The organism is Clostridium ljungdahlii DSM 13528 (assembly GCF_000143685.1).
In the GTDB taxonomy this organism is placed as follows: Bacteria; Bacillota; Clostridia; order Clostridiales; family Clostridiaceae; genus Clostridium_B; species Clostridium_B ljungdahlii.
Genome location: NC_014328.1, coordinates 18,559 through 32,200, shown reverse-complemented (window position 1 = coordinate 32,200; position 13,642 = coordinate 18,559). Strand labels below are relative to the sequence as shown.

17 protein-coding genes, 3 tRNA genes and 1 other annotated feature are annotated in these 13,642 nt (G+C 28.9%); of the genes, 2 read left to right on the top strand and 18 right to left on the bottom strand.

All coding sequences use genetic code 11. The features are described from left to right. Window positions 1-2: 2 nt before the first annotated feature. The 12 genes from CLJU_RS00175 to CLJU_RS00115 form a co-directional block, all read right to left on the bottom strand. Entirely contained in the window at window positions 3-365 is a 363-nt protein-coding gene (locus CLJU_RS00175; RefSeq protein ID WP_013236741.1) for a hypothetical protein, read from the bottom strand. Between the two features lie 52 nt (window positions 366-417). Then, the gene (locus CLJU_RS00170) at window positions 418-666 is read right to left on the bottom strand and encodes a hypothetical protein (RefSeq protein WP_013236740.1); all 249 of its coding nucleotides are present in this window, start codon (window positions 664-666) and stop codon (window positions 418-420) included. Window positions 667-857: 191 nt separating this feature from the next. Continuing rightward, window positions 858-1,280: a phBC6A51 family helix-turn-helix protein gene (locus CLJU_RS00165; RefSeq protein ID WP_013236739.1), complete on the bottom strand. Its 423-nt coding sequence runs from the start codon at window positions 1,278-1,280 to the stop codon at window positions 858-860. A gap of 22 nt (window positions 1,281-1,302) precedes the next feature. Then, entirely contained in the window at window positions 1,303-1,554 is a 252-nt protein-coding gene (locus tag CLJU_RS00160) for a hypothetical protein (RefSeq protein ID WP_013236738.1), read from the bottom strand. Window positions 1,555-1,774: 220 nt separating this feature from the next. Next, complete coding sequence (locus CLJU_RS22720; protein WP_013236737.1) at window positions 1,775-2,542, bottom strand: hypothetical protein; 768 nt, start codon at window positions 2,540-2,542, stop codon at window positions 1,775-1,777. Window positions 2,543-3,020: 478 nt separating this feature from the next. After that, a complete protein-coding gene (locus CLJU_RS00150; protein ID WP_013236736.1) occupies window positions 3,021-3,764 on the bottom strand; it encodes a hypothetical protein in 744 nt (247 codons plus the stop codon). 101 nt (window positions 3,765-3,865) lie between these two features. Next, complete coding sequence (locus tag CLJU_RS00145; protein ID WP_013236735.1) at window positions 3,866-4,045, bottom strand: hypothetical protein; 180 nt, start codon at window positions 4,043-4,045, stop codon at window positions 3,866-3,868. A gap of 70 nt (window positions 4,046-4,115) precedes the next feature. Beyond that, on the bottom strand, window positions 4,116-4,523 hold the full coding sequence (locus CLJU_RS00140) for a hypothetical protein (protein WP_013236734.1): 408 nt from the start codon (window positions 4,521-4,523) through the stop codon (window positions 4,116-4,118). Between the two features lie 283 nt (window positions 4,524-4,806). Further along, on the bottom strand, window positions 4,807-5,235 hold the full coding sequence (locus tag CLJU_RS00135) for a hypothetical protein (RefSeq protein WP_013236733.1): 429 nt from the start codon (window positions 5,233-5,235) through the stop codon (window positions 4,807-4,809). Between the two features lie 27 nt (window positions 5,236-5,262). After that, a complete protein-coding gene (locus CLJU_RS00130) occupies window positions 5,263-5,481 on the bottom strand; it encodes a helix-turn-helix domain-containing protein (protein WP_013236732.1) in 219 nt (72 codons plus the stop codon). A 314-nt stretch (window positions 5,482-5,795) separates the two neighbouring features. Continuing rightward, complete coding sequence (locus CLJU_RS21185; RefSeq protein WP_013236731.1) at window positions 5,796-6,590, bottom strand: Rha family transcriptional regulator; 795 nt, start codon at window positions 6,588-6,590, stop codon at window positions 5,796-5,798. Window positions 6,591-6,592: 2 nt separating this feature from the next. After that, entirely contained in the window at window positions 6,593-6,796 is a 204-nt protein-coding gene (locus CLJU_RS00115) for a helix-turn-helix transcriptional regulator (protein ID WP_013236730.1), read from the bottom strand. Between the two features lie 145 nt (window positions 6,797-6,941). Here CLJU_RS00115 and CLJU_RS21180 point away from each other — a divergent pair, with 145 nt between their 5' ends. After that, the gene (locus tag CLJU_RS21180) at window positions 6,942-7,505 is read left to right on the top strand and encodes a helix-turn-helix domain-containing protein (protein WP_013236729.1); all 564 of its coding nucleotides are present in this window, start codon (window positions 6,942-6,944) and stop codon (window positions 7,503-7,505) included. A gap of 729 nt (window positions 7,506-8,234) precedes the next feature. Continuing rightward, window positions 8,235-9,410, top strand: a complete 1,176-nt coding sequence (locus tag CLJU_RS00105) for a tyrosine-type recombinase/integrase (protein ID WP_013236728.1) — start codon at window positions 8,235-8,237, stop codon at window positions 9,408-9,410. A 95-nt stretch (window positions 9,411-9,505) separates the two neighbouring features. On the opposite strand, the gene CLJU_RS00100 is transcribed toward CLJU_RS00105, so the two are convergent. The 6 genes from CLJU_RS00100 to CLJU_RS00075 form a co-directional block, all read right to left on the bottom strand. Continuing rightward, a tRNA-Arg gene (locus tag CLJU_RS00100) sits at window positions 9,506-9,582 on the bottom strand. A gap of 163 nt (window positions 9,583-9,745) precedes the next feature. Further along, window positions 9,746-9,836 (bottom strand) — tRNA-Ser (locus CLJU_RS00095). A 29-nt stretch (window positions 9,837-9,865) separates the two neighbouring features. Then, window positions 9,866-9,956 (bottom strand) — tRNA-Ser (locus CLJU_RS00090). A 257-nt stretch (window positions 9,957-10,213) separates the two neighbouring features. Beyond that, window positions 10,214-11,494, bottom strand: coding sequence for a serine--tRNA ligase (serS, locus tag CLJU_RS00085; RefSeq protein WP_013236727.1), 1,281 nt, complete (start codon window positions 11,492-11,494; stop codon window positions 10,214-10,216). Between the two features lie 66 nt (window positions 11,495-11,560). Next, window positions 11,561-11,758, bottom strand: a binding site (T-box leader). 109 nt (window positions 11,759-11,867) lie between these two features. Continuing rightward, window positions 11,868-12,218, bottom strand: a complete 351-nt coding sequence (locus CLJU_RS00080) for a DUF1667 domain-containing protein (RefSeq protein WP_013236726.1) — start codon at window positions 12,216-12,218, stop codon at window positions 11,868-11,870. 15 nt (window positions 12,219-12,233) lie between these two features. After that, window positions 12,234-13,625, bottom strand: a complete 1,392-nt coding sequence (locus tag CLJU_RS00075; RefSeq protein WP_013236725.1) for an FAD-dependent oxidoreductase — start codon at window positions 13,623-13,625, stop codon at window positions 12,234-12,236. Between the last annotated feature and the right edge of the window lie 17 nt (window positions 13,626-13,642).

Genomic DNA, 13,642 nt, shown 5'->3' with positions numbered 1-13,642 from the left:
TTCTATAAAGTTAAGTTTTCTTTATATTTTTTTCTTACAATTGCAAATAATAAATTATTACTTATTCTAAACTCTTTGAAAGTAGCAATAAAGTTACTTTCTTCTAACACAAGATTTTTATTGATTATAACAAATCTAAATTCTTTATTTTTCAAATATAAGTCTTCTAAAAATTTCATAGGTTCTGGCAAAACAGTATCACTTTTTAAATTACGAAGTTCTATGTTTTTGAGATTTAATCCTTTTAAATATATTTGATATATTGAACCATACTTTGTATTTTTATGTTTATATTCTACTAAAAAATCTTTTATGTCTCCTCTTAATAATTTTTCTCTATTATTAACACTAAAATAAACTTCCATGTTCTATTATTCCCCCTGTTTTAGCTAATATATAAGAGCGTTTTTATACATATTAAAATTTATAAATATGTACTTTTTCCCCATCACACATCTGATCCTCTTCCATTTTAACCGTACCACAATTAGGGCAAGCATATAATTTTGTTGATAGTATTTCCTTCGTATTATTAAATTTATCTTTTTCTTTTACGGCTATATTCTGTGAAACTTCTATAAAAGGTTTATCTCCTTTAGTAGTTACATATTTATTGTCTTCTGTATAATGACCTTCATGTTCATATCCACAAGCTTTACATTTCATATTAATTCCTCCTAACCATCATCTTATATCTATATTATAGTAAAATAAATACTAAATTTATGTTAAATTATCCTTTTTGCACAAATAATACTATTTTCCTCTTTCCTTCAATAAACTAAAAAAGATGACAATATTAAATCACCATCTTTTTAACATATTATTTTTTAAATAAAATGTTATATTGTACTCTTCTAATTATCAGGAATATCATCTATAATCTGCACACCTAAATTACATTTCTGATCTATCTCCTGCCTATCTCTCCATTGAGCTGGCTTACGGTTTTTAAGCCAGAATATAGCGGCCGTAGTATTAGGCTTTTCATATCTCTCTACTTCAACTACGTCACCTTTATTAGTTACAACTTGCTCTTTATATTTAAATCCAAGTGCTGATTTATACAATGCATTCTCTACCTCTCGGTCAGCAACCTCTTTGCCTTTTTTTAAGGCCTCCTGGAACTCCTTATGCTGATTTTTCCATTTGTATAGTGTAGTTGTACCTATTCCTAGATTATTTGCAATTTGCTCATCTGTAAGCCCATCTCTAGCCCAACCTTGTATCAATATTAATTTATCTTTTATATCATTCCATTTTGATTTCAATAGGCTCACCTCCTGTTAATCTCCCTGTAGCTTAAGCTTCACAACTCTTTTTAGCTCTTTCAGCCTTTTCATTTTGAATGTCTTTTAATAAATCTTTTAAAAATTTATCTTTTAATAGTGCCTTAAGTAATAGCATAGCCGCTTGTTTTCTAGCTGGTTCATAATCTCCTACTAAGATAGCAATACTATCAACTATAACTGCTATTGGATCATTTATATATTTAAAGTTTTCAGCATTAAATACCTTTCCGTCATAATGGCTGAAATTAGTTTTATCCTTCATTGTTGATACCTCCTAATTTATATATTTACTTTTATTTTCTAAAATGGTAATTGATTCTTATACATATAATATCACAAAATATCTTAACACCTTGAAATTGATGATTTAACATATTTTTATTTCATAATGCAATTTAAGTTTTTCTTCAGCAGATAAATGTCTTACCTCTTTAGCCCTACATTGTTTATTGGGATAGGAAAATCATTCACATCTGAAGGTTTTACTTGTGTTGATTTACAGTTTTCAAAAAATCTTTAATGAAATTATTTATTATGTCACTGGGACTTACATCATTTAGAATACAATAGATTTGAAGTTGCTTGAAATCTGCTATATTAAGATTTAAGCTGTATTTTTTTCTACCAGGTTTTGAAGGCCTTCCTAGTTTCTTAGTTGCATTGTCTGAATCATATATATCATCATTTACTTGTTTTATACCGTTCTTATTAGTGTCATATGATAACTCCTCTTCTTTAGATATTTCAAGTTTTGGAGTAACTTTTTGTTGGTTTACTGATTTATCTATATTATTTGTTAAAACATTAGCTTCTACTTCCATTGACTGCCTATTATCCGGCCATATACGCTGAAGACCATCATTTTTATTATTTGTAGGATACATATGTCTTTTTACTTTATCGCTAATTTTATTGTCTTCTCGTTCCATATTTGTATGCTTTTCAATCTCTCCAGTATCTTTTGCATTACCCTGATAACCCCTCAGATCTTCTGATGTATCAAATAATGTTTTCTGCACTGGTATTACTTTTCCATCTATATTTACGTTGTTGTTTTTATCTGAATTTTTATCATATATGAATTTATCTCCTGAACGTATCCATCCATGTTTTTTTAAAATTCCAGACTGACATGTACTAATATTAAGCTCTTTACAAACTTTATTATAAGAGCCCACTTCTTTAATCTTTTCATTAAAATATTTCACTCTATCCTCAATATTTAATTTTAAAAACTCTTCTTTATTCACATTGTCATCTCCAATTTATACTTTTATGCTTCTGTACTTCCATACTTTTATACATTTTGGAATAATTTATTTATTGATATGATACTTTATAGAAAAATAAACTATTATAGTATTTATTACTTTTATAAGGAATTAACTTTTCTGAATATTAATTTAACTTAATTAACCTATATTATGAAATACCCATCTAACCATTCATTCTACTAGGCTTACAGTATATGAATATAATTTAATTTTTTACTTCTAATTCTAATCGTGAATTTAAATTTAGTTTCAAATATGCACTTTAGTATTAAATCTCTCATATATCAATTTTAAGCCATGTTTATACATTTTAGATATAATTCATCATTCAATGTAAAATCTATCCCTTATTGCCCCTATATGTCCTATGCTTTTCTTACTTTAGAATTTAAGCCTAATTCCTTATAAGTAATAATATTTTAGCTATGGTTTTTTTGTGATATCCACTTTTTCTTTAATTACTTTCGCTACTACTTTTTTCTGTTTCTTCAACAACTTTTATTACGTTTCCCTCTAAATCTTTAACTACTCTGTAAGTTTTTACATCTGGGAATAACTTTTCAAATGCTTCATCAGCAAGCTTTTTTAATTCTTTATTGTTATCTACTTCCTGCATTATACGTTCATTCATAGCCCAATATACAGGCATCTCATATTTAGGACAGTCATATATTTCTTTCATTCTGCCTTTTCTATATCTATACTCTGGTCCCATAACACTAATAACCTTATAAACTAACTTATCTTTTTCCCCAAACTGTTTTATATATGCTTGCTTGTTATTTTTAAATATTTTCCAATTTATATTTAGTAACTGGCATACATCATGTTCCTCTAAAATATTTAAACTTAGTACATCTATAAAGTGTTCACCTAAAGTTGCTATAATTCTTAAAATTTCTTTAGCAAGCTTATCTACCTCTGATATATTAAGCTGAAATTCGGCTTTATTTACAACATCATTGATTTTTTCATAATATTTATATTCTCTTTCACATGCTTTCCTAACTTCATGCAATCCTTCTATATTTTTATATTGCTCTATTATTGTCTTTCTGTCTCTAACAAGTTCATTCTTAACATACTGTTTAAACTCTAAATCAGTTTCTTTCAACTGGCCTGATATGATCTTTAAAGCTCTATCTCTTCTAACCCCTTTATAGTTGTCTAATACATAATTTATACTATCATCATTCATTGATTTTACCTCCTATGACAAATTTAGTTATGTAGTTACTGTGAAAGTTTAAGCAGTAACTACACATATTACCTGCATCTTTTAATCCAGTATTGGAATTCTCACTCTTCCTCAAAAATTGCTATTTGTTTGTCTAAAAGCTCATTTTGCTGTTTTAAAGCATCTATGTAACCCCTAACATAGTTTGAATCTTTTGCTCCACAACTTCTTTGGCAAACTTGCATATCCTCATTATTCTTGTTTTTTAGTATCCTTAAAATTTTCAGTAGTTTTTCTATCATTTTATCTTCCTCCTTTTAATTAAAACATTGCTGCTTAAGATATAAGTAGTATAATTTTCCCATTGTTTTCCTACTCTTTGGATCTTCTTTCTAGTTCTTTATAAAAAACAACCTTAAACTCTTTTATTATTGTTAAAACAGCTTTAGCAATAACGGTATCTTTATCATTTAATCTTTGAACCTCAACTCCTATCTGCTTAATGTCTCTAATTTTAGCTTTATCCTCTGGGTTTAGTGCTTTAAGCATATATGTAAACTTATTTATATGTTTGTCCTTAACTGCAGAATCTTTAAAAGCTATCATAAACAAATTATCAACAACATGTTTTAAATCATTTGGTAGACCATTAGGGGTACTTTTTAGTTCTTTCCAGCATTTTTTACTTTCTTCTAATAATCCTTTAAGTTCAGAATTAATTTTCTTTATGTGAAATATCTGTGATGAGATATTGTTTATCGAATATTTAAAATTTTCCAACTATTATTCCTTCTTTCATACATTAAAGTTATCCTCCGCTGTTTCTATAAAAGTTTATGTTTTTAAGTAAGTATATGGTATATATATATAAGGTGGCTAGTTTTTGACCTCGAAATTATAAATAACTCTTGAAGTGTAAAATAAGATTCAAATTGTTGATATTACTATGATTAGCATATTTTTTCCCGTGGTCAATTTTTGACCTCGAAAATATCTAAAATTTAGGTTTCGTGGCTAGTTTCTGCCCTCGGTCGTGGTCAGTTTTTGACCTCTCTTTTTATTTTTATATATAACTTCTGTGTTTTGCTCGCTTCCATTCTTCTTTAACATGAAATTTATCTGTTCCATACTTCTTCCACATATCATTAAACCCATATATTATAACCTTTCTACTTCCTGCCATAGGTTTATACTCTACAATTCTTATAAAGCCGTAATCAATTAATTCATCAACACACTTCTCAAACGTATTTTTTGCCATAAACTTTAAGTATTCTGATCTAGGCATTGATATATTATCTTTATTACAACGAAGCAATTCACCTTTCACATATTTAGCTGCATATTTTCTGAGCATATGTAAATATAGTTTGATAGCATTAGCACTCAAACTTTGCCACGCTTCACTATCGAACATATCAAAATATAATGGTATCATTCTACCACCTTTACTGCTCTGAAAGCTCTGAAAATTCGTCTTTTTCCTTAGCATGTAATCACCCACTCAAGCCCTTATCATTTAAAACTTTTCCCCAATCATGCTACAAATCCATTCATCAACCTTGCTGCGTATAAATAGTATCCTGTTCCCATTGTAAATAACAGGAGCGCCTTGCATGTGAGCAAGAGAATATGCCTTATTTACCCCTATATCATATTCTCTGCAAATATCTTTTACTGTCATTGTTTTACATTTACTTGGTTGACTATCTAAAATTTTGTACTTATGTTCTGCCATAACCTCTCTCCTCCTAACAACAAAGGCATTATAAGTTTTGATTTCTGCTTTCTACAAGAACATTATAACCCCATCCCAGGTTGAAAAAATTACTGACTTTTTTTGAATATTTCTTTAAAATTTATTGAAAATAACTTCTAATTTTGTTGAATAAAATTTTCATTTTTCTTTAGGCACTTTTAACAATTTTTAATAGTAACCTTGGCCACTTTTAACACAATAAACATATGTACCATCTTTAATTGATTTAAAGGTATTTCTATTAAAAATATAACTTTGTATTGCCAATACTCTTATTCTCCCAATCCCCTTCTCTAGCTGATCTTTTTACTGCTATTAAGTTCATACATTTGCTGAACTAATTCTTTAATATCATTTTCATAAATTTTACATGCAATTTCATAAATTTCTGGTATTTTACCCATTACTTTATCTATGTAATCTAACTTATTTCTAAGCTTAGGCTTATGCTCTCTGTTATAGTGATCTAGTCTTATGTTTAGATTTATATGGTACTTCATTTCAAATTGTTTATATAACTCTCTCCATCTTTTTTGAAAGTTAGCACCTTTATATCTAACAACTCTATTTAATACTTGCCTTTTCTGAGCTAACGACACTTCATCTACAAGATTTATAATTACATTTTCTTTATGTTCTATTACTTCATCTTTTCCTTTACTTTCAGCTTCAATTTTTTTCTTTTCTTCAAACTCATTTGCCCAAACTCTTGCCCTTTCAGCCGGATCCTCTATCATATAACTATATTTTTTTAATTGTATTTGGGGATTTTGCATTTCATAGAATCTCCTAATATAAAGTGCTGTAAATGCGGTTCCCTTAACTCCTCTCATTTTATGAGCTATAAAATCACATCCCATTTTAGTTATTTCATAACAAGGTTGCTCTTTATTTTGAGAATTAATATAAGTGCTTTCAATAAAGTATTCATCCGGGTTTAGAGGAGTATCCATTTTTGGATTGTCCTCATTTGCTTCTTTCATTTGTGAAATATATTCTCTTATATCCCTTAATAATTTATGGTGATCTTTGTCAACCATCTTTGCTACTTCTCGGCTATCTAATGTTACTGGCTTATTCTGGTCCAAATTTATTCCTCCTCATCATTAAAAAATAGATCTTGTACTGGCATATCAAGTTCTTTACTTATCGCTTTCATTACTGCAATACTTGGATTTTTAGCTTTTCCTTTTTCCAACAACTGCATATAATATCTTGAGATACCAACTTTATTGGCTAGTTCATATTGTTTAATTCCCCTCTCTATTCTTTTAAGTTTAATTTTTAAGCCCATCTTAAATTTCACCTCCAATTATGCAAAATGGCATTTGTTGTTATTATATTACAATATAAAATATCATTTGTCAATAGTTGAATTTAAAATTATTTTGACAAATACCATTTTCTATATCATAATAATATAAAGAAGGAGTGAAACTATGTTAGGAGATAATATTAAAAAATTTAGAACCCAAATTGGAATTAGTCAACGAGAACTAGGAAGAAGAATAGGAAAAACGGGACAATATATATCTTACTTAGAAAAAAACATGAATACTAATCCAAGTCTAGAAGTATTAAATAATATATCTAAAGAATTGAATGTTAATACAAACGATTTAATTAAACCTACAATAAATATTGAAATGCATGAAAGTGAAAAAAACTCGCTGCAAGGAGAAAAAATAATAAATATTTTAAATACATTAAAACAGGACATTAGCACATATGCAAGGACTTATCAATTAGCTGGAGATACCAATGAATTAGGTCTTGAATTAATTAATAAATTGTTAAAAGATATAACTGAATTTATTGAACTTCTCTCATTTAATGTTAGTGATATTACTCCAGAAAAATTTATAAACAGCTCCTATAAAATGAGTACTACTGAAAAAAATAAAAAAATTCAAAAAACTGAAGAAAAACACAGTGCGATCTCTATGTCAATTGGAAATATATGTATGGATTTAAGTAAACTTTTTTCTTTTTCCAAAATTTAACTAAAAATAAAGATTAATCTTTTTAGATTATATGTGATTTTAAATTTATATTTAATTATCCTCAATCTGAAATCCACTTATAATCTAATCTTCTAATTTAAAAGGAATTTTTAATCTTAACTGACGAATATTATATTAACTAACTTTAAAATATTCTTTGTGCATAAATACTTAAAACCCCTGCCGTAAATTTATGGCACCCTGCTTGTAATTTCAAGCGACATAAAGGAGGATAAAATTTAATCCCTCTGTGTCAAATTTGACACACACCATAAGTACAATATTATTGGTACTGTACTTGAAGTAATAGTGGAATAAATGAACCATTCAATTTAAACTAGGTAAATAATATTCATTATGTTATAGATTTCTTACTTAAAGATAAGATACTTAAGTTTTACTAATGTGTAACACCTAGTAACATGAATGTATCTGAGAAAAAATCATTATATATCCACTAATGTGGATATTATTTCCATAAACGGTGCAAATTAATTTTGAAACCAGATTGGATGATACAATGTATTATGCCGCTCCTGAGACTTATTCATTTACAGATAAAATAAAAGTTGGAATATATAATGACCTGGATATTGATTTTAATACTTTAGATGTGTAGTTACTTTATGATATCTGATAGTAACTACGCAATCCAGAAACACTGGCATAATTTTGTATGTCCGAATTTCGGACGCACAAATTTTAAAGTAATAGGAAAGGGGTAAAACCATGGCCACTAAAACTAACTGTATTAGAAATGGTAAAAAGTATTATAGACTTCGTGTAGATCTAGGAAGAGATTCTGATGGAAATAGAATTAGGAAAACATTTTATGGCAAATCTAAAAAAGATGCTGAGGATAAACTGCAAGAATATAAGAATGGCTTAAATAGCGGGCTTTCAAATGATTATGATAAACTTACCCTGGGCAATGTATGTAAACTATGGCTATTTGAAAAAATTAAGAATACCGTCAAACCATCTACATTTGAACGATATGAGGGTGTTTATAGGATTTATATAAAATCTTCACCATTATATCCTGTAAAGTTAAAAGAACTTAAATCACTTGATATACAGCGTTATTATAATGATTTATTTAATAGCGGTAAGAGCACCAGTATAATAAAAAACTTAGATAAGCTGCTTAAATCTTTTTTTAATTACTGTATTGATGAAGGATACATAGTAAGAAACTATTGTATTGGAAAATCCATCACTATTCCTGAAAGCAATTCAGTAAATGAAAATAAAAAAGATGATATAACCGTATTCACAGTAGATGAGCAAAATCAATTTATAAATGCAGTACAGGATCATAGATTAAAAGCTTTGTTTCTTCTAGATTTAGGTACCGGCCTACGTGAAGGTGAAATATTAGGCTTAAAATGGAGTGATATAGACTTTGAGAATTGTACTTTATCAGTCAAAAGAGCTATAAAAGGTGTTACTCTTATTGAAGGTACTAAAAGAAACTATCACCTTATAGAACAAACTCCTAAGACTAAAAATAGCATTAGGACTATTCCTTTTCCTGAAAATCTTATACCAATATTAGAAAAACATCAATTACAGCAAAAAGAGGAGAAGATTAAAGCGGGTCCGGCCTATACAAAAAATGATTATGTATTTTGTACCGAACTAGGTTTACCTATAGATCCACGTAATTTAAGACGTTCCTATGAGAGAGTATTAAAAAATAATAATATACCATATAAAAAATTTCATAGCTTAAGACATACTTTCGCTACACGTCTATTTGAAAATAATGTACCGCTTAAAACAGTTCAAATGTTATTAGGTCACAGCAATATAAACATAACCGCTAATATTTATACTCACGTAATGCCACCTGAAAAATTTAAAGCAATTGATAAGATAAATTCTATATTTAATGTGAAATAAAATGCCCCATTGAAAACTTTGGGGACAAAATGGGGACAATTATCTGATTTTAGATAAAATAAAAAACACTGGAAGTCAGTGTTTGGAATGGATTATGGTGCGTCAGAGAGGAGTCGAACCCCCGGCACGCTGGTTCGTAGCCAACTGCTCTATCCAACTGAGCTACTGACGCAAATTAACAGTGTTATATTAACACAAATACCAATTAAAATCAAGGCTATTTACTATATCAAGTTAAAATTTATATACCTATCCTAGTAAATAAAAAAAGAAGTAACCATTTTAATGAATAACTTCCTTAAGTAACTATATTTAAGCCATTATTAAAAGTATAATGGCGGAGAAAGAGGGATTTGAACCCTCGCACCGGTTACCCGATCTACGCCCTTAGCAGGGGCGCCTCTTCAGCCACTTGAGTATTTCTCCATGCCCTACGTTTAAATATAATTATTATATGGCGGAAAGAAAGGGATTCGAACCCTTGGTACGGTCACCCGTACGCCGGTTTTCAAGACCGGTGCCTTAAACCAACTCGACCATCTTTCCTAGACCAACATGACAAGTATTATTATAACAACAGTCTACATATATGTCAACATTTTTTTATCTTTTATATTGAATTTTTATATAAAAAATTCAATATAACTACTTTTTATCTAAAATAAGCCTGATAATTCATGTGATTTTCTCTGTATTTAGTATACTAAAGGAGATATAATGAACTATTTCATTATATCTCTCAATATACCCAAAATACTCTCACAATATCTTATTTTAAAGATATTGTATTTTATAAGATAATTTTATTTTATTACTTCTTTTCCACCCATATATGGTCTTAATATTTCAGGAATTATAACACTTCCATCTTCTTGCTGATAGTTTTCTAAGATAGCTGCAACTGTTCTACCTATAGCAACTCCTGATCCATTTAAAGTATGTACATACCTTGGTTTGTCTTTTGGAGTTTCCTTATATTTTATATTAGCACGTCTTGCCTGGAAATCCTCAAAATTACTACAGCTTGATATTTCTACATATCTATTGTAACTTGGCATCCAAACCTCTATATCATACTTAAGTGCTGCAGTAAAACCCAAGTCTCCCTTACATATTCTAACTACTCTATATGGAATTTTCAGTCCTTTAAGTACATCTTCTGCATCATTAGTAAGCTTTTCAAGCTCATCATAAGATTCTTCAGGTTTTGTGAATTTAACCATTTCAACTTTATTAAATTGATGTTGTCTTATTATTCCTCTTGTATCTCTTCCTGCTGATCCTGCTTCTGCTCTAAAGCATGCACTATATGCAACATATTTCAATGGCAAATTTTCTCCTTTTAAAACCTCATCTCTATGAAAATTAGTTACTGGTACTTCTGCAGTTGGAATTAAAAAGTAATCATTATTTGATATTCTAAAAGCATCCTCTTCAAATTTAGGAAGCTGACCTGTACCAGTCATACTAGTCCTATTTACCATATAAGGGGGTAATATTTCTGTATATCCATGCTTTTCTGTATGAAAATCCAAATAATAAGTTATTATAGCTCTTTCAAGTTTAGCTCCTAACCCCTTGTAAAATGTAAATCTAGAACCTGATACCTTTCCACCTCTTTCAAAGTCAAGTATATCAAGATCTGTACCTATATCCCAATGAGCTTTAGGTTTAAAGTCAAACTTAGTAGGCTCTGACCATTTTCTAATTTCTACATTATCTTCATCTGATTTTCCTTCTGGAACTGCAGGATTAGGAATATTAGGTATCCTAAGCATTATGTACTCTATCTTTCCATTTAATTCTGATAATTCAGTATCATACTGTTTTATGTTATCTGATACATGCTTCATCTCAGCAACTAAATCATCTGCATTTTCACCATTTCTTTTCATTTTAGCTATCTGAGCTGAATCTTGATTTCTTTTATTCTTTAAAGCTTCTACTTCAACTAGGATTTTTCTTCTCTTCTCATCTAAAGCTATTACTTCATCGATAGTCGCTGGATCGAAATCTTCTCCTCTATTTGAAAGTTGTTTTTTTACTTCCTCTGGATTGTTTCTTATTCTTTTTAAATCTAACATATTTTATAAATCCTCCCTAATCATCTATATAGTTTCCTATAATATAAAAAGAGCCTTTACGTACCCTAAAGGGACGAAAGACTCCGTGTTGCCACCCTATTTAATTAACAAATTAATGCTAATTCTCTCTAATTTATAACGGTATTACCGAACTGTTTTATCAGTACTTCCAAGGTGGATTCACAATATTATGATATCAGCTTACACCAAGACACTGACTCTCTTAAATCATTTTAAAGCTACTAACCTCTTCATCAGTTAATTTTTAATTAAATATATATTTTTTTCTAATGCTAAATTTACATATATACTAAATATATTTCCACTATTTATTATAACCAAGATATTAAAAATAATAAAGGTAAATTTGAAATTATTTTGTAATTTTATTAACATTTTTAGTGCAAATTATATCCACCTTCGTATTTAGTATATTCTTGCAAATTATATCTCCAATTTTTATAGGTGCCCCAACATGTATTCTAGCTAAAACTTTTGAGCATTCAAGCCACAGGCTTTTATCTAGTGGCTTAGAGCTCTTTACTGGCACTACGTTGCAATTACACCCTTTTATTCTAACTATAGTAGTAAATATATCACACTTATTATCTTCTTTTAATTTCAAATTTTCTTCTCCGCTATATAAATTTTCTTTAATATCCTCTCTATCTTTAATATCTATACATTGCCTATCGAATTTAGTACCTGTTCTCTCCTTTATCAATTCTAACTCCCCCAATTACATTTCATCAAACTCCTTTATTCTACCTACCATGATATTGGAATTTTTAGAATCTTTAACTATATCAGTCATTTTTTTATTAGTCTCCCTTGCAAGAATTGATGCTACTTCATAAAGGCACCTAGTCCCTCTACAATCTCCAAAAGTTGCACCTGTCCTTCTCTTTATACCTTCTATAGTACGTGCCCCCAATGGTCTACTTATGGCATCTATTATTTCACCCTCTGTTACCTTATTACAATAACATATTACCTTTCCATATTTTCTATTTAGTTTTATTATTTTTTTTCTTTCCTCATTAGAAAGTTCTCTAAATTTATAGAATTCCCTCCTCTTATCCACAAAATCCTTTTTCAAGCGGCAATTTAGTTTGTTTACTACTGTCTTGCACACTATATTTGCAATTGAAGGTGTCATTGTAACCTGCCCATAATGTTTTCCTATTATTTTAATATAATCTTCGTCAATTAAACTATCGTCTATAATCAAAAAATCATCATAAAAATGTGAATTATAAAAATCGCCAATGTTTTCCTGTGATAAATCTTTTATAAAACCACTTATTTTTTGTAGTCCCTCTTCATAACTTATTTTTTCATAATTCTTTAATCCGACTAATAATTTATTTTCTTTTCCGGGTATAATACATGTTTTATTATCCCCATCTCCTATTGTAGAAATTATATTATTATAGGGTTTGCTTAACTTTTTTTCTACGGAAAAATATTCTAAATATTTTACATTTTGATTTACCCTATTTTCTCTATCTATACTATAATTTTTACCTGGGGTCGTATTTAGTACCATATTACATGTAAATTTATTTTTATTGGTCACTACCTTAAAACCTTTGGATATACTTTCTATATCCAAAACTTCTTCACCTAACTTAAAATTGACCCCATTATCACAAGCAATTTCACCATAGGAAATAGCTAAATCATAGGGTGATATAATCCCCGTATTTTTAGAATAGATAGCTTTCTTTATATTTTTTCCTAAATTCGGCTCTATCTTCCGTACTTCTTCTCCATCTAACAATTGTATGTTTTCCATGCCCCTATTCAAAGCTTTATTATACATACAAATTAGTTTTTTCTCACTTTCTTTAGTATCTGCTAACAGTAAGTATCCCTTCTTCTCAAAGAAAATATTAAACTTAGATGCTAAGTCAGACATAATCTTACTGCCAGCAAATTCAAGTTTTGATAATGATATATCTTCACATTCCAATCCATCATACACTATAGAATAATCTATAGGTGCTACATCATTAGCAATATCATAATCTTTTTCAATCAATGCTATATTTAAATTATACTTTGAAAGTTCATAGGAAACTGCACATCCTATTATTCCCCCTCCTAATATAAGCACATCATAATCCATGTTAATCTCCCCTTCAA